A 17540-nucleotide genomic window follows, 5' to 3' on the forward strand; every position below is an offset into this window, starting at 1 on the left:
TGCGGTGAAGGATGTGCCGTCGGCGGCAGGATTAAGGCGAGATTTGGCGAAGTAAACTGCAAATTCGATTTCGTCCGGGGCAAACCGGTCGAAAGGCCGGGACGCAAAGCTACGGGTCTAAGGCCTGCGGGGCTACGATCGCCGGGCTGCCGAAATCGGGGTGACGGCGGCCGGTCGTGCGGGGAGGAGAAAACATGGCGGAGGAAGTGGTAGTGGAGGGAGCGAGCCTCGAGGAAGCGCGTTCACGGGCGGCCGCCGCCTTGGGGTGCTCGGTTGAAGAGCTGAAGGTGGAGGTCCTCAGCGAGGGCAAAGGGGGATTGTGGTCGCGAGCGCGGGTGCGCATCCGGGCGCGCCGGGCGGAAGAGGGGCAGTTGGACGGGCGGGTGTGGATAGAGGAGGGAACCGTAGCAGTCGCCGATCCCGAGCCGGGGGGACGGCCGGCGGTGCTGGGAGCGGGGCCGCACGTCCGGTTATGGATTAACGAGGTGCCGGTAGGGGAGCCGAGGCCGGTAACCAGCCTGGACCAGGTCCGGGTAGAGGCGGAGGTAGTGGAAGGAGAGGTTTCCGTAGACGTGGAGGTGGCGCCGGACGGCATGAGCTGCGTGCTCAGGGTCCGGCGGAAGCCCCGGGAAGTCTATGCCGTGGAGGATGCCGAGCCCTCGAACCGCCTTACGATCCGGGCCCGCGTGGTGGAGAGCACCCTTCCGCCCCTCAGCGTCGAAGAGGTGCTGGCACGCCTTGCCGCGGCCAAGGTGGTCTACGGCGTGGACCGGGAAGCGGTGCAGCAGGCGGTCGAACGGGGAGACGGGGAGCCGGTAGTGGTGGCCCGGGGTACGCCGCCCACGCCCCCGGTAGACGCCCAGATAGAGTACCTGTTCCTGGCCAGGCAGGAAGAGTTCGAGCGCCAGGCTCCGGGACGGCGGCGGGTTTTTGCCGTTGAGCCCGGGGAGGTCCTGGCGGTGAAGAAGCCGCCGGTCGCCGGCACGCCCGGCAAGGACGTGCACGGTCGGGCAGTCGAGCCTCCACCGCCCCGGGACGCTCCGCTGCGGGCCGGAAACGGTACCCGGCTGAGAGAGGACGGCCTGGCGGTGGTGGCCACCACGGTGGGAAGGCCGGAGCGGCGGGGGAGCCTCATAACCGTAGTGCCGGTGTACGTAGTGGAAGGCGACGCCGACCCTCGGGAAGGGCCGATCAAGTTCAAGGGCGACATCGTGGTCCAGGGCGACGCGCTGGACGGTACGGTGATCGAGGCCGGAGGAAACCTGCGGGTGAAAGGTCTGGTGGCCAATGCCACTCTCACCGCCGGCGGCAGCATCCTGGTGGAGGGAAACGTGGTCGGATCCAAGCTCAAGGCCGGGGGAATGGCGCTGGTATGGGAGAAGTGGTGGTCCTACTGGCAGGAGATCGATGAGAACGTACGGGATTTCCTGTTGGCACTCGAGCAGCTCCGGGAACAGTGGGAGAAGACCAGGCCGGAGGAGGAACGGCGTATCGCCAACGGAGCCCTTATCAAGGTGCTCCTGGACACCAGGTATCGGCAGCTACCCCAGCAGTTGGAGAAGGCCAGGGCGGCGACGGAAGAACTCTTTGAGGCCACGGGGCTGGAGGCCGAGCACCCCTTTCGGGAAGCGCTCGGCTATCTCTGCCACTACCTGGCCGAACAGGGGCACATGGCCCTGGCCAGCGCCCGGGAACTGGCAGAACGTTTTGAGCTTGCCCGGCAAGAAGCTCAGGCGCTGCAACAGTCGGCGCTGGAGGCCGGTAAGAACGCCAACATTACCGCCTTCTACGTGCAGAACTCGGTTCTGGAAACCACCGGCCAGGTGGTAGTTAACGGTAAGGGCTGCTACAATTGTTCGGTCTACGCGGGCAACGGGGTGGTGATCGGCGGGGTCCCGGGCGCCTTCCGTGGGGGTCAGATAATCAGCAAGGGCCACGTGCGGGTCCAGCAGTTGGGCAGCCCCGCGGAGGTCAGGACCTTCGTGCAGGTGCCCAAGCACTTTACGATTCGTGCGGTTGAGGCCTTTCCGGGGGTACTGCTCAAGGCGGGCAGCCGGGTGGAGAAAATCACTGCCCACATGGCGGTAAACCTGTTGGGAGAATAGCGGAGGAGTCTTGGTTCTGCGGGGAAAAAATCACTCTGGGGAGGGCGAGATTCATGGAGGCAGGCCAGGGGATCAAGGGGGTCGAACGCCAGCTTGTGGCCTTTGAGCTGGCCGGGGAGACCTACGGCGTGGACATCAACTGGGTGCACGAGATCATACGCATGCAGGCGGTTACCAGGCTGCCGCGCACCCCGGTGTTCATCGAGGGGGTAATCAATCTTCGGGGCCGGATCATCCCCGTGATTGACCTGCGCAAACGGTTCGGGCTACCGCCCAAGGAGCAGACCCCGGATACGAGGATTATGGTCGTGGAGATGGCCGGGGTCACGGTGGGCATGATCGTGGACGCGGTTTCCGAAGTGGTGCGGCTGTCGGCGGAAAGCATCGAGCCGCCGCCGCCGATGATGCACGGCATCGATACCGCCTACCTGGAGGGCGTGGGAAAGTGGGAGGAACGCCTGGTAATACTGCTTAACCTGGACAGAGTGCTGCGTCAGGCCGAACAGGAGCAGTTGGCCGAAGCCGCGCAGGCGCTCTAGCCCGGACTTTGGGGGTGGAGTCCTTGGCCGGAACGGATATGGGCCAGTACCTAAGCCTGTTTCTGGAGGAAACCGAGGAGCAGCTTCAGCTCATGGACCAGAACCTGGTGCTTCTCGAGGAGCACCCGGAGGATCTGGAGCTTCTGAACCGGATTTTCCGGGCCGCCCACACCATTAAAGGGGCAGCCGCTTCCATGGGCTTCGAGCGGCTGGCCGGGCTCACCCACGCCATGGAGGAGGTACTGGACAAGCTTCGGCAGGGCCGGCTGGCGGTTACCAGCCGGGTAGTCGACGTGCTGCTGGCCTGCCTCGACGTCCTGCGAGAGCTGAAAGAAGAGGTGAGCGGCGGCCGGGAGCAGACGGTGGAGGTGGAGGACCTGGTAGGGCGGCTTCGCGCCCTGACCGGCGGTGCGGGCGGTGACATTCGGCCGGTGGCCAAGTCGGCGGCCGGTACGCGGGCGGACCTCGACCTCAACGACGTGGAGCGGCATCTGGTAGAAGCGGCCTACCTTAAGGGTTTCCGCGTCTGGCATCTGGTGGTGACGCTGGAGGAGGGCTGTCTCATGAAGGCGGCCCGGGCCTACATTGTCTACAAGAACCTGGAAGAGATCGGAGAGATCATTAAGACCGTGCCCCCGGCCGAGGACATCGAGGCCGAGAGGTTCGACCGCACCCTTTCCTTCGTGCTGGTTACCCGGGAGGATGCCGACGTGGCGGCCAGTGTGGTCAAGTCCACCTCCGAGATAGCCTCGGTTGCGGTCGAGGCGGTCAACCTGGAAGCGGGCGAAGAGAAGCCGGCGGCCGTAGAGGCTCCGACCGTGGCCCAGGCTTCCCCGTCCGGGAAGGAGGAACTTGCGGCCAGACGGGCGGAGGACGCCCGCAGCGGCCAAACCGTCCGGGTAGATGTGCAGCGGCTGGACAACCTAATGAACCTGGTGGGCGAACTGGTAATCGACCGTACCCGTTTGGCCGAAGTTGAGGCCTCGCTGCAGGGGCGCCTGGGAAGCAGCGGCCTTCTGGAAACCCTGGAGGAGATCTCGGTGCATATCGGCCGAATAACCGGAGAACTGCAGGAAGAAATCATGAAGGCGCGCATGTTCCCGGTGGAGCAGGTATTCAGCCGCTTCCCGCGCATGGTGCGGGATTTGGCCCAGAAGGCGGGCAAGGAGGTCAACTTCGTGGTGGAAGGCCGGGAAACCGAACTGGACCGGACGGTAATCGAAGAGATAGGAGACCCGCTGATCCACCTTCTGCGCAACGCCATCGACCACGGCATCGAGCCGCCGGAGGAGAGGGAAAGGCTGGGCAAACCCAGGCGGGGCACCATAGAGCTCAAGGCTTACCACCAGGAGAACCAGATCGTGATCACCGTGAGCGACGACGGCCGGGGCATGGACGCGGGCGCCATTCGGGAGCGGGCGATCGGCCGCGGCCTGGTCACCGCCGAGCAGGCGGCGCGGATGAGCGAACGCGATGTCCTCAACCTTATCTTCCTCCCCGGCTTCTCCACCGCCGAGACGGTTACTGACGTTTCCGGACGGGGCGTGGGCATGGACATCGTGCGCAATCACCTGGAGCGCATAAACGGCACCATAGATATTTCCACCCGGCCGGGCAGGGGCACCACCTTCACCATCAAGCTGCCGCTTACCCTGGCCATTAACCGCTCCCTCCTGGTCAGGGTGGAGGGTCTGGTGCTGGCCTTCCCCCTGGCCAACGTGGTAGAAATCCTGGAGGTCTCGGGGAGCGAGGTCCAGTACGTGCACCGGCAGCCGGTGGTGGTGGTAAGGGGAGAGGTACTGCCCCTTTTCTCGCTGGGCGAGGTGCTGGGCGTGAAGAACGGCGCGGAGATGGAGCGTCAGCAAATGGCGGTAGTGGTGGCGGCCATTTCCGAGAAGCGGCTGGGGTTCGTGGTAGACGAACTCATCGGGGAGCAGGAAATCGTGATTAAGCCTCTGGGCGGGTACGTGGGCAGTATCCCCGGCCTGGCCGGGGCTACCATCATGGGGGACGGCAGCGTGGCCCTCATCCTGGACGTGCGGGGATTGCTGGCCCAGACCGGCGGCCGCCTTGGGCCGGTGGCAGCATGATCCGGGCGGTCGCCATCGCCGCCTCTACCGGCGGCCCGACCGCCCTGCAGAAGATAGTTCCCCGGCTGCCGGCTGGATTTCCGGCAGCCGTTTTCGTAGTCCAGCACATGCCCCCGGGGTTCACGCACGGGCTGGCGGTCCGCCTGGGTGAACTGGGGGAACTGCCGGTGCGGGAAGCGGTGGACGGCGAGCCGGTACTGCCCGGGCAGGTGCTGGTTGCCCCCGCCGGGCGCCAGACCTGGGTGGTACGAAGCGAGGGAGACGTAAAGGTGCGGGTTGGAGAGGCCGGCCCCGTGCCCGGCGCCTTTCGTCCCTCGGCCGACGTACTCTTCTACAGCCTGGCGGAAGCCTACGGGCAGGAAGTACTGGCCGTGGTGCTTACCGGAATGGGCAAGGACGGCCTCAAGGGCCTGGCCCGGGTTAAGGAGAAAGGCGGCCTGATACTGGCCCAGGATGAGGCCTCGTCGGTGGTTTTCGGTATGCCCCGGGTAGCAATTGAGGCCGGTCTGGCCGACCTGGTGATGGGGTTGGAAGAAATGGCCGCCGCAATTGTCTCCCTGGTGCTAAAGAAGACTTAGGGGGCGGCCGATAACCTTACTAGAAGGCTCGGCCGGCGGCACATTTAGTACGGGGAAAAAGGCCGGAGCCGTGAAGCGGCGGGGTGCGGCGCCCGCCGCCGGCCGGGGCCGGGGGAGAACGCACCGGGGCAGGTGACGACGGTGAAGATCGAAGGGCGGGGCCCGGTGAAGCCCAAGCAGGTTTATCCGGTGGAGGAGACGGGGCCTCAGTCTGCGCGGGGTATAGGGTCCCGGGCCCAGGCAGACGAAGTCCGGGTTTCGGCCGAGGCGCGGCTGCGTCAGGAGATGCTGTCCCGCCTGAAGGGGCTGCCGGACGTCCGCAGCGAAGTGGTGCGAGAACTGGGCCGGAAGGTGGCAGAAGGAGAGTACGCCGTGGAGCCGGAGAAGCTGGCCGGGACCATGCTGGAGGAAATCGCCCGGCAGCGGCGCTAGAGCCGGGGCTCCCGGCGGTACGCCTTGGGGACGGGAGGTTGGAAACCTTGCCGGATTTGTTGGGGGGGCTGATGGGGCTCCTGGAGGAACAGGAAGCCCTGATCCGGCGCCTTATCGAGCTGGGGCGAGAAGAGACCAGAGCCCTGAAAGCAGAAGATCTGGCCGGTCTGAGTGCGCTGATTGCGGAGCAGGAGCAGTGCGGGCGCAAGCTGCGCGAACTGGAGGTGCGCCGGCTGTCCCTCCAGCTGGAGCTGGCCCGACAGCTGGGCCTGGTAGAGGGTGAATCCTCCCTCCAGGGGCTGGCGGAGCGGGTCGGTCCGGGGGGAGAAGAGTTGGTGAACGCGGTGAAGCGGCTGCGCCGGAGCTTTGAGGAGCTCAAGGAGCTCAACCGGATAAACCGGGCCCTGGTGCAGCAGGCGCTGACCTACATCAACCGGGTGCTGGCGCTGCTGGGCGCGGGTACCGGAGGCTACGACCACGAGGGGCAGGTAAAGGTGGCCCCCGAGCAGACCCGGGTAAACACCGTAGTCTAGGGGTAGAGGTGAAAAAGGAGTGCCTTCTCTGTTCTTTACCCTGAACATTGCCCGCCGGGGATTGACCGCCCAGCAGGCGGCGATGAACACTTCCGGCCACAACATCGCCAACGCCAACACCGAGGGCTACAGCCGCCAGCGGGCGGTGATGCAGACCACCACTCCCTGGCCGGTGCCCTCGGTGAATATGCCCGTAGGTGCCGGGCAGATCGGCACCGGCGTTGAAGTGGCACTTATCGAGCGCATCCGCGATACCTTCCTGGACCGGCAGATCCGGAACGAGCTGCAGGCCCTGGGGCATTGGGAGCAGCGCAGCGACGCCCTGCAGCAGGTGGAAGTGGTGTTCATGGAGCCGAGCGAGACCGGCCTGTCCACCCTTCTCTCCCAGTTCTGGGATAGCTGGCAGGAACTGAGCAAGTACCCCGAGAGCATGCCGGTGCGCACCACGGTCATCGAGACCGCCCAGGCCCTGGCCGAGGCCCTGCGCCACACCCACCAGCAGCTTACTACCCTCAGGAGCGACCTCAACGAGCTAATCGATCTCAAGGTGGAAGAGATAAACACCCTGGCCCGGCAGATCGCCGACCTCAACCAGCAGATCTTCACCATCACGGCGGCCGGCATGTCCCCCAACGACCTCCTGGACCGGCGCGATTTGCTGTTGGACCAGTTGGGCAAGATCGTCGCCATCACCGTGGAACCGGTGACCATTGATCACGGAGGCCAAACCGTTGACACCGGGGCGGTAAGGGTTAGACTCCAATCCGGATATATAGACGCGGATGCCGACAGCGTTTACGACCCCGGCGAAGAAGTGACGATTGTGGACTGGGGTGCAAAGGCGTTCGTCCACGAGTTGCAAGTGGGCGAGGATGGCGGGATCGAGTGGCAGAAAAAGGATGTTGCGGGAAATGACGTAGGATTGCCCCAGGACGTGGCGGGGGCACTCGGCGGGGAACTGGAGGGGCTGTTGTACGCCCGCGACATCTTAGTGCAGGGGTACTTGTCTGACCTCAACCAGTTCGCATCGGGTTTAGCCGGGGTGGTAAACACGCAGCATCGGCGAGGCCTGGGTCTAGACCAATTGGGTGATCGTGACTTTTTTGTGGCCGGCACCGGAGGTAGCGTAGACGCGAGCAATATCGAAGTTAACCCGGATCTGGCCGCTAACCCCGCGAAACTGGCCGCTGGGCTTTGGCGCGCCGAGATAGACTCCCTGGCCGGCGACGCTCAGGTGGGTCCGGGCGTTGAACACAGCCTCCTGTACCGGGTGGAAGTATCGGGAGGGCAGCTGCGGTTACAAGAGAGTTCCGACGGCGGTACTACTTGGCAGTACGTAGGCGGAAGCACTACCTGGGAGGCAGACCAACAGGTCACGGTAGGGGATCAGGAAACCGGCGAGACCTTGAGCTTTCTCTGCGGGTCCGGTGCTCCAGCCGATGGCACCTACGCGGTGACCTTCAGAAACGAGGTGGCCTCCGGTGACGGCACTAACGCCCTGGCCATCGCCCAGCTTCGGCGAGAGAAGATAGCGGAACTGGACGGCTTCACCTTTGACGATTACTACAAGAACCTCATCGCCCGGCTGGGGGTGGCCTCCAACGAGGCCCAGCGCATGGCGGAGAACCAGAACGTGCTGGTGGAGCAGCTGAACCAGCGCAAGGAGTCCATTTCCGGGGTATCGCTGGATGAGGAAATGGTCAACCTCATCCAGTACCAGTACGCCTATCAGGCGGCGGCTCGGGTCATCACCGTGGTAGACGAGATGCTGGACACGATCATCAACCGGATGGCACAGTAAGAGGAGGCGTGAGACGATGCGGGTTACCAACCGGATGCTGGCCACCACCGTGCTGGATAACGTGCAGGCGAACCTGGGGCGCCTGCAGAAGCTTCAGGACCAGATGTCCTCGGGTAAGCTGGTGCGCCGGCCCTCGGACAATCCCATGGCCCTCTCCCGCATCATGGCCCTGCGCACGGGTTTGGCCGAGCAGGCGCAGCACACCCGTAACATGGAGGACGCCATCGGGTTTTTGGACGCCTCGGAAAGCGCCCTGGCCAAGTTCAACGATACCCTGCAGCGGGTTAGGGAGCTAACCATTTACGGCGCCAGCGGCACCCTTTCCGACTCGGACCGCCAGGCCCTGGCCAAGGAGGTAGACCAGCTGATCGACGAGTTGGTGCAGACCGGGAATACCGCCTACGCCGGCCAGTTCCTTTTCGGCGGGCAGGAGACTACGGTTGCGCCGTTGGAACGAGTCAACGGGGCGGTAGAGTATAGGGGCAACGGCTCGGCGCTGGTGTGGGAAGTCTCGCCGGACGTCACCATGGAGATCGGCGTGACCGGAAGCACGATCTTCAAGGTTAGCGGCGTGCAAAGCCAGCTATTCGATACCCTTTTCAGGATCAAGACGACCCTAGAAAGTGGCACCAATTTGCAGGACCTGAGCGGTACCCTTCTGGGCGAGGTCGATCGACACATAGACCACATCCTCCAGATGCGGGCCATCTACGGTGCCAAGAGCAACCGCCTGAACCTGGCGGTGGAGCGCAACGGCGAAAGCGAGATCAAGATGACCGAACTGCTGTCCCGCCTGGAGGACGCCGACCTGGCCGAGCTGGCCATGAACTACAGCATAGCCCAGTACGTGTACCAGGCCTCTCTGGCCACCGGTGCCAAGGTGATCCAGCCCAGCCTGGTAGACTATCTTACCTAGAGAAGGGGCGGCGCGAAGTGCGGGTGGTTACCGAGCGTTTCGGAGAACTGGAGGTCGCCGAGAGCGACCTGCTTCGCTTCTCCCAGGGAGTGCCGGGCTTCGAGCATCTCAAAGAATTCTTCCTGCTGCCCGTCCCCGGCAATCCTCTTTTTGTCTGGCTGCAGGCCGTGCAAGATCCGGCGGTGGCCTTCCTCCTGGTGGATCCCTTTCCCTTCTTCCCCGACTACGCGGTGGAATTAGGCGAGTCGGAAACCCGGTTCCTTGAGGCTTCCGGGCCGGAAGAACTGGCGGTCTACGCGGTGACCACCATCCCGCCGGAAGGAGTGCGGGAGATGACCGCCAACCTCCTGGCGCCGGTGGTCCTGAACCTCCGCGCCCGCCTGGGCCTGCAGACCATCCTGGACGGCAGCGGCTATTCCACCCGGCACCGCCTCTTCCGCCAGGTCGACAGGGCGGCAGAGGCGGGCCGCGCGTGCGGCCGCTGACCGGGCGCGCAGATACGGCCATGCTGGTACTGACGCGCAGGCGGGGCCAGAGCATCCTCATAGGCGAGCACATCCGCGTCACCATCGTGGGCCTGGGTGAGGACCAGGTTCGGGTGGGCATCGAGGCGCCGAAAGGGATAAGCATCTACCGGGAGGAAATCTACGAGGCCATCAGGCGCGCCAACCTGGAGGCGGCGCACACTTCGGCCCTGCCGGAGGGGCAGGAACTCCCCCGGCCTTCCTCGCCGGAGGAAGAATAGTGCGGACGGCAGGAGAGTTGGGAAGCCCTCACGTGTAGTGCGGGATCAGACGGGTTAGTTGGGGCAGCGAAGGGGTGCCGGAGGAAATGCGAATACGCGGGGGGGCCCGGTCAAAAGCTCTGCTGTTGCTCTTCTTTATGCTGGCCAACCTGCTTCTTATCCCCGCCTCGCCGGTGCGGGCACAAGACCATACGCCAGAAGTGACCGACATCGAGCCTGAGCAAGGCGGTATGGGTGGCGGCTACATAATGACCATCACCGGCTCCAACTTTGCCACCGAAGCTCAAGGGCAGGTGGAAGTCACCATTGGTGGCGTGGTCGCCCGGGTAGTGGAGCGTTCCGAGAACGAACTTAAGGTGGAAGTCCCGCCCCGCGATCCCTTGCCCACGGCGCCGGTGCCGGTGTTGGTAACCAATATAATCTACGGCCAACGCTACCCCGCCGCCCAACAGCCGGAGTTTGCCTATCTGGCCGGGCCGGTCATCGATTATGTGGCGCCCAACTACGGAAGCCTTGCCGGCGGTGCGTCCACCGGTACTGTTACCGTAATTGCCGGTAAGAACTTTCCGCTTCAAGAGTCTCAAGATTTGCTGGTCCTCTTCGGTGATGGGAGCGAGGCGAAGGAGGCCCAAATCGTAGACGTGGACTCGGATAACGGTCACTGGATCAAGGTTTACCATCCGGCAACGGAGTACGACACCGGCAATCCCGTGCCCGTAACCGTGCGGGTCTACCAGGGGAATGACTACGTGGAGGCGCGACTGCCCGACGCGTTCCGATACAGTACCGCTCAGAGCGCTCCCAAAGTAACCGCGGTTTCGCCCAACGTGATAGCCAGCACTGGGGGCGATCTGACCGTCTACGGCCAGGACTTCCGTAGCTCTCTGGGGGCGGACGATGTACCCGTTTTTGCCGCTGTGTACCTCGAAAAGGATGGTGCCAGTTACACCTGCGAGGTAAGGCGCCTCACCTGTACCGCCATGTTGGTCCGCGCGCCCTCCGGGCTTTCGTCGGGCCTTTACCGGGTGAGGGTGCGCAACCCCGATGGCCGGGAGACCACCATGGCCGCGGCTCTGACCGTGGTTCCTTCCGAGCAGGCCCTGCGCATCCTCAGCATCACCCCCAACGTGGGCAGCGTGGAGGGCGGGCTTAGGGTCACCCTGAAGGTGGTTAACCTGCCGTCAACCGAGAGCGATTTCCCCCGTGTGGTAGCGGTGAAGTTCGGCGACACCCCGGGGATTGAGCCAATAGAGGAGGACGCCAACACCATCGCCGTGACCACTCCCACCCAGATGCCCGAGGGGGTCTACAACGTTACCCTGGAGGTAACCTACAAGCAATCCGGCCAAATCAAGCAGCAGGTGGCCGTGTTGCCTCAGGGTTTTCGATTCGCCATTCCTGCCAGTCGGCCTCGGATCGAAAAGGTTGACCCGTACTTCGGGTCGCCCGGCGGCGGAACGCTGGTGACCATATACGGCTCCGATTTCCGCTCCCCCGCCGAAGGGGAGGAGATCGTCGTCAGGTTCGGCGGAAAAGAAGCCGACAAGTCCCAGGTCCAGGTGGTCAGCCCGACGGAGATCAAGGTGGTGACACCTAAGGCCGGCACGGCTGGCGCGGTGGACGTGGAAGTGATCAACCCGGACGGCGCCCGTGCGGTGCTTCCCGGGGGTTTCGTCTACGTTTCTAGCCCGCCGTGGCTGCAGAGCGTGTTGCCCGAATCGGGAACCGTGGGAGAGACGGTGTACCTTTATGCCACCAACCTGGCCTACCGTCCGGAGGACATCGGCCTCGTCCGGCCGAAAATCGCGAACGGCTTGCCCGAGAATGAGTCTAACCTTACTTTTTACCCTATGGAAGGAGTCAATCTTACCGACCTGGGCGCCGGAGCCTGGCGGGTAGAGGCCCAGGTGCCAAAGCTTGTCAGGCCGGGCCCCGCGGTGGTGCGCATAGAAACCCCTTATGGAGTTTCCAACCCCTTGGAGTTTACCGTCCTTTCGGGCTTTCCCCCGCCAAAAGTCCAGGAGGTTTCGCCCTCTCGAGTGTCCACGAGGGGTGGGGCGAAAGTAACGGTCAGGGGGGAAAACTTCCGTAAGGGGGCGGTCGTCAAGTTAGAGAGCGGTGATCTGAGCAATGTCCTCAGTAACGTCGAGGTAACGAGCCCTACGGTGATAAACTTCACGACGCCCAATCTCATTCCTGGCAAGTACCTTGTCCGGGTGATCAATCCCGACGGAAAAGAGGGCATCTGGAAAGACAGGTACTTTACCGTCTACAGCGAGCCCAGCATCACCCGGGTCAGCCCGGCAACGGGCAGCGTGTACGGGGGCAATATCATCACCGTGACCGGCGAGGACTTCTACCCCGGCGCCCAGGTGGTGCTGCGGATAAAGGTCAGCGATACCGTAACGAAAGAAGTGTACGCGGAAGGTAACGACGTTGAGGTGAAGGGCCGCAACGAGCTTCTCTTCCGCCTCCCTCCGGCGGGGATAGAGTTAGACTTGGACAAACGGGTCTTGGCGGACGTGGTAGTGGAGAACCTCGACGGCGGCAGGGGCGAATTGCCTAACGGCTTCACCTACTGCTGTCCGCGGACAAGCCCCGAAATCAAGTCCGTTGTGCCGCCCCGTGGCCCTACGGAGGGGGGGATACCGATACTGGTTCTCGGTTCCGACTTTCGTAAGGGTGCGCGGGTGTTTATCGGCTGGAAGGAAGTCGATACTCAAGAGGTGCAGGTAGAGGATTCTACTCTCATCAAGGTGGGAGAAATACCGGGGCAGCCGAAGGACCTGTACCCCGTAACGGTCGTGAACCCTGATGGTGGGGCCGCCGTGTTTGAATCTGGCTTCCAGTATTTGGAGCCCGAGACGGAGCCGGTTATTGACACCATTTACCCCGACAAGGGGCCAAACGACCGGTCCATCCCGGTGATCATCCGGGGCAAGAACTTTCTGCCGTATTCGGATGTTTTCTTCGGTCCGTACCCCGCCGCCGAAGTAGAGTGGCGGGACAGCACCGTGCTCAAGGTCTACACCCCCGTAGTTCCCGAATATCTCGGCACGGTGGACGTGTACGTGCTAGATCCCAACGGCGGCACGGCGCTGAAGAAGGGCGGCTTCACGTTCATGAGGCCCGCCTACTTGCCGGAGATAACGAACATCACCCCCGATAAGGGTTCTACCGAGGGCGGTACCCTGGTGGTGATCACCGGCAAGAACTTCTTCACGGGAGTAAAGGTATACTTCGACGGGCTGCCCGCGCGTTCGGTAGAACTCCTAGACAAAGTAGTGATCGAGGGCGAGGAGTTCGACCGGGTGGTGGCCGAAACTCCGCCCCACCCGCCCGGTCGGGTGGACGTGACCCTGGTAAACTGGGACGGCGGCGTGGCTACGAAGCCCGACGCCTTTACCTACGTCCTAGCTGGCACGCCACCTGAGATCCTCAAGGTGGACCCCCCGGAAGGCCCGGCCATGGAGGAGACTAGGGTTACTATCTATGGCCGCAACTTCCAGCCGGGGACCCCTGAGAACCCGCTCACGGTATATTTTGGTTACACCCCGGCAAGAGTAGAAAACGTTGATTACGACACCATTGTGTGTGTCGCTCCGGCTCTGCCCGCCGGAAAGGTGAAGGTGCGGGTGGTGAACCCCGACTTCGGCGAGGCGGTCTGGGACGGATACTTCGTCTACCAGGCTTCGGTTCCCAGGATTACGGCGGTGAATCCCGATCAGGGACCAAAGCAAGGGGACTACCGCGTAACCATCCTGGGCGAGGATTTCCGGCCGGGACTGGTGGTCTACTTTGGTCAGGAAGGACTCAGGGTGGAGGAGATTACAATCACAGAGGACCTATGCAGCGTAAGGGTGTACGTCTATCGAGATGAACACCGTACCGCCGGACGGGTAGACGTACGGGTTGTGAACCCCGACGGCGCCGAGGCGGTGCTGAAGAACGGGTTCACGTACACCAGCCCGGCTTCTAATCCCACCATTGCCGGGGTCACGCCGGACAAGGGTCCAACCACCGGCGGCATCTGGGTGACCATCAGCGGAACCGACCTGCGGGAGGAGGCGCGGGTGTACTTCGGCGGCAGGGAAGCAAGCCGGGTGCGCTTCATCGACAACCAGACCCTGCTCGTCCTCATCCCCGCCCACCCGGAAGGGACGGTGGCGGTGACGGTGGTGAACTACGACGGCGGCACCGATACCTGGGACAAGCCTTTTACTTACGTTACCCCCGTATCCAGCCCCCATATCGACCGGGTGGTACCCAATAAGGGGCCGCACGTGGGCGGGACCAGCATCACCATCTACGGCCTGGACTTTCGCAGCGGGGCGGCGGTGTACATCGACGGCGTCCCCGCGAAAGAGGTCGTGTGGGTCAGCTACAAGGAGATCACCTGCGTGACCCCCGGCGGGAAGCCGGGAAAGGTCGATGTCACCGTGGTCAACCCAGACCAGGACGCCTACGGCGCCTACACCGCCCCGAACGCCTTCACCTACGTGGAGGTCGAGGTGCCCACCATCACCGGGGTGGAGCCGGACCGGGGCCCGAAAAAGGGCGGCACGGCCATTACCATCACCGGCACCGGCTTTGCCTCCGGGGCCAGGGTCTGCATCGGCGGCAAGGAGGCCTTGGAAGTCAGGGTAGCCGGCGGGACCCAGATCACTGCTGTCACCCCTCCGGGAGAACCGGGGCGGCAGGACGTGAGGGTGGAGAACCCCGATGGCGGTTACGCCGTGTTGGAGGACGGCTTCCTGTACCTGGGGCCGCCGGAGGAGCCGGGATGGCTTTCCGCCAGTCCGGTTGACGAGCGCACCGTGGAGCTGGAATGGGAGGAAGTGGAGTTTGCCACCGCCTACGAGATCTTCGTGGCCAGGGAGGATGGCGGGCCGTACGCCTTCCTGGACCGCACCACCGCCACCACCTACTACGCCACCGGGCTGGTTCCCGACCAGGAGTACTTCTTCCGGGTGCGGGCGGTGAACGACCAAGGCATTTCGGTGCTGTCGGAGGAAACCTGGTCCTGGACCGATGAGGCGGAGGAAGACGAAGAGGATGAGGCCTCGGTGCCGGAGGAGCGCCTGGAAGGGAACATCCTTTATGTTACCCTGACCAACGGCTACGCCTGGAGAAACCTGGGCAGCACGCTGGACCTGACGCAGACCGCCCACGCGGGCGCAGGCGGGCTGTTGCTTCGCGTTCCGGTGGACGTGGCCCTCGCCTACGGCCGCAGCCTCAGGGTGGTGGGCCTGCGCTATTCGGTGGAGATCCCGTCGGCCGTGTTCGCGCCGGCACAAGCGCGCCGCCTGAGCTCGGCGGAGCGGGCAGAGTCGGCGCTGGTGCTGCAGCTGGAGGAGGTGCCGGCGGCCGAGGCGGCCGATCTGGCCCGGCAGGCGCCGGGCCGGGTGATCTCGCGGATGCTGCGCCTGACTCTGAGGCTGGAGGGCGCAGGGAACAGAAGCGTGCTTTCTGATCTGGGGAGCTACGCGCCGGTTACGGTTGCCGTCGATCCCAACCTCGCCCGGGGCCGCACGGTGGGCCTGTACCGGTACCGCCCGGAAAGGGGCTGGGAGCGGCTGGGCGGGCAGCCCTCGCCCGGCTGGCCCCAGGTAATCGGCGCGGGCAACCTGACCGGCATCTTCGCCGCCGTGGCCGAGACCAGGTAGGGGAGGGAACGGAGTGGCGCAGGTAAGGCGTTGCCTTGGAGCGGTCCAAGGGCGGTGTCTGATAGCGGGATTCCTCCTGCTCCTCGCCTCTTACTTCTTCCTCCCGGTGCAGGCCGTGGCCCAGACCCGGACCTATTCGGGCTGGATCGGAGCGGCGCGGGTGGCGTCCCGGCTGAACTACTCCGATCTTTCCGGCCACTGGGCCAGGGAAGCGATACTGCGGGTGGCTTCGCTGGGAGTCCTCACCGGCGAGGGCGGCCGGTTCCGGCCCCAGGCGGCGCTCAGCCGGGAGGAGGCCCTGACCGCGTTACTTTCCCTGTCGGGCAGCGGGACGCGCGGCACCGGCCTGCTGGACAGGGCAGAAGGAGCGGGAATAGTGACCCGGGAGGAGAGGGCCGGGCTGGAGGGCAATCTGGCGGCTGCGGTGCAGAGGCAGGAGTTCGGCGCCTGGCTGGCCCGGGCCGCGGGACTTGCGGAAGCTGCGGGCCCGGGCAATCTGCGCCTGGCAGGTTTTTCCGATGCCGCCAGGGTCCGGCCGGAGTACCGGGGCGGGCTCGAGTTCCTGCTGGAAAGAGGCTGGCTTGCCGGCAGGGGCAGAACGCTGGCACCCCAGGCCTCCATTACCCGGGCGGAGGCGGCCAGCCTGCTTTATCGTGCCCTGCCGGAGGTTTTGCCCGCGCGCGGCTGGGAAGTGCTGCAGGGAGTGGTCGCGGCCGTGGATGAAGTGCGGACCGCCCAGGGCCTGCGCCTGACGGTTCAGGTGGCTGCGGCCGGAGGGGACAGCGTGGAACTGGTGGCCGGGCCGGGGGCCGGAACCGCCGCCGGCCCGGACTGGCCGGTGGTAGCCGGGGGCAGGGTTGGCACCGCCTCCGCCCTGTCTGCCGGTCAGGTGGTGCGGGTGTGGATTACTCCTCCCACGGTGCGGATGGCAGAGGTTCTGTCCGGGCAGTCGCAGCGAAGCAGCGGCACGCTGGCCGCGGTGGATGCCGGCCGGGGGGAAATCACGGTGCTGATTAACGGCCGGTCGACCGTTCTCTCCCTGCACCCGGGGGCCAGGATCAGCGTGGGCGGCAGTGCCGCCCGGCTGTCCGATCTCCTGCCGGGTCAGGAGGTGGAGCTCTCGCTCCGGGGCGGCATGGTGGAGGAATTGGCGGCGGAGCTGCCGGTTCCGGAACTGGCCGCCTACGCCGAGACGCCCGGCCGGGTGGTGACCGGGTACCTGGCCGGGTGGGATGGGAGCCGGCTGCGGGTGGTGCTGGCCGGGGGGCAGGAACAGAGCTACTACCTTTCCCCGGCGGCGGCCGTAGTCTCGGGCAGCCGGGCCGTGGCGCCTTCCGAACTGCGGGTGGGAGACCTGCTTCGGATTACCATTTCGGACACGCCGGCGAGTACCGCCACCCGGGTGGAGGTGGCGGCCGGAGCGGCCCGGGAGGAACTGTGGTACGGGCGGCTGGCCGGGGTGCTGGTTCAGGACCGGGTGGTGCTGGTTTCCCAGCCGCGGCGGCTGTACTTCGGCCGCTGGCTGTCCCAGGGCGGGCAGCGGGCCTTTGCGCTCTCGCCGGAGGCACGGGTCTATCGGGGGGCAACGGCGGCCGAACTGGAGGACCTGAGGAACTTGATGGGCAGCCAGGTATTCCTGAGCGTGGGGCAGCCGTTCGGACGGGAAGAGGCAGCCTGGCTGGCCCTCCGGGAAGGAGAGCCCTGGATCTACCAGGACCGCCTGGCGGACTGGGACGCGGGGCGCCGGGTGCTCACCCTGAGCGGGGGAACGCGTTTGACCCTGCCGGAGGAGGCGCGGGTACTGGCGGCCGGCCGGGCCGTGGATCCGGCCGGCCTGGAGACCGATCGGCCCCTGGTGGCCGTGGCCGCGGATGCCGGCGCGGTTTTCGTGGAGCAGACCGAGTACTACCCCTCCTCCTGGTCCTTCTACCGGGGCGAGGTTGAGGAAGTGGAAGAGCGGTGCCTGGTGCTGGACAGCTGGAGCCGCTTTGACGGTGATTACTGGTCCGATACCCGATATCGCGATAAGGAACTGACGCTAACCGGCGATACGGTAGCGGTGGACGCCACGGGCGCGCCGCCGCGAGTGCTCGATCTGTATTCCTTCCTGCAGGCGCGCCACACCGGCGCCTTCG

At 64.9% G+C, this 17540-nt stretch carries 10 protein-coding genes, 2 pseudogenes and 1 riboswitch; all 12 genes and pseudogenes read left to right on the forward strand.

Going from position 1 to position 17540, the window contains the following annotated elements; translation table 11 throughout:
- The first annotated feature begins 68 nt into the window (after positions 1-68).
- A riboswitch (cyclic di-GMP riboswitch) is annotated at positions 69-154 on the forward strand.
- Positions 155-194: 40 nt separating this feature from the next.
- The 12 genes and pseudogenes from NUV99_07050 to NUV99_07105 all read left to right on the forward strand — a co-directional run bounded on the left by NUV99_07050 (position 195) and on the right by NUV99_07105 (position 16033).
- Positions 195-2105 carry a FapA family protein gene (locus tag NUV99_07050; protein MCR4419866.1) on the forward strand — a complete coding sequence of 637 codons (1911 nt, stop codon included), beginning with the start codon at positions 195-197 and terminating at the stop codon, positions 2103-2105.
- Between the two features lie 53 nt (positions 2106-2158).
- The gene (locus tag NUV99_07055) at positions 2159-2644 is read left to right on the forward strand and encodes a chemotaxis protein CheW (protein ID MCR4419867.1); all 486 of its coding nucleotides are present in this window, start codon (positions 2159-2161) and stop codon (positions 2642-2644) included.
- A 38-nt stretch (positions 2645-2682) separates the two neighbouring features.
- A complete protein-coding gene (locus NUV99_07060) occupies positions 2683-4734 on the forward strand; it encodes a chemotaxis protein CheA (protein ID MCR4419868.1) in 2052 nt (683 codons plus the stop codon).
- Positions 4731-5312, forward strand: a complete 582-nt coding sequence (locus NUV99_07065; GenBank protein ID MCR4419869.1) for a CheB methylesterase domain-containing protein — start codon at positions 4731-4733, stop codon at positions 5310-5312. Before NUV99_07060 ends, NUV99_07065 begins: the two co-directional genes overlap by 4 nt.
- 141 nt (positions 5313-5453) lie before the next feature.
- Positions 5454-5744 (forward strand): flagellar biosynthesis anti-sigma factor FlgM, encoded by a 291-nt coding sequence (locus tag NUV99_07070; GenBank protein MCR4419870.1) that lies wholly within the window; start codon positions 5454-5456, stop codon positions 5742-5744.
- Positions 5745-5791: 47 nt separating this feature from the next.
- Entirely contained in the window at positions 5792-6277 is a 486-nt protein-coding gene (locus tag NUV99_07075; GenBank protein MCR4419871.1) for a flagellar protein FlgN, read from the forward strand.
- A 19-nt stretch (positions 6278-6296) separates the two neighbouring features.
- Positions 6297-8078, forward strand: a complete 1782-nt coding sequence (flgK, locus tag NUV99_07080) for a flagellar hook-associated protein FlgK (GenBank protein MCR4419872.1) — start codon at positions 6297-6299, stop codon at positions 8076-8078.
- A 16-nt stretch (positions 8079-8094) separates the two neighbouring features.
- The gene (flgL, locus tag NUV99_07085) at positions 8095-8994 is read left to right on the forward strand and encodes a flagellar hook-associated protein FlgL (GenBank protein ID MCR4419873.1); all 900 of its coding nucleotides are present in this window, start codon (positions 8095-8097) and stop codon (positions 8992-8994) included.
- Positions 8995-9011: 17 nt separating this feature from the next.
- Entirely contained in the window at positions 9012-9479 is a 468-nt protein-coding gene (gene fliW / locus NUV99_07090; GenBank protein ID MCR4419874.1) for a flagellar assembly protein FliW, read from the forward strand.
- A 20-nt stretch (positions 9480-9499) separates the two neighbouring features.
- A complete protein-coding gene (csrA, locus tag NUV99_07095) occupies positions 9500-9739 on the forward strand; it encodes a carbon storage regulator CsrA (GenBank protein ID MCR4419875.1) in 240 nt (79 codons plus the stop codon).
- Between the two features lie 137 nt (positions 9740-9876).
- Positions 9877-14730, forward strand: a pseudogene (locus NUV99_07100) (IPT/TIG domain-containing protein).
- A gap of 835 nt (positions 14731-15565) precedes the next feature.
- Positions 15566-16033: pseudogene (locus tag NUV99_07105) on the forward strand (S-layer homology domain-containing protein).
- Positions 16034-17540: the final 1507 nt, after the last annotated feature.

It is taken from the genome of Clostridia bacterium (assembly GCA_024653205.1).
Lineage (GTDB): Bacteria > Bacillota > DSM-521 > Neomoorellales > SLTJ01 > JANLFO01.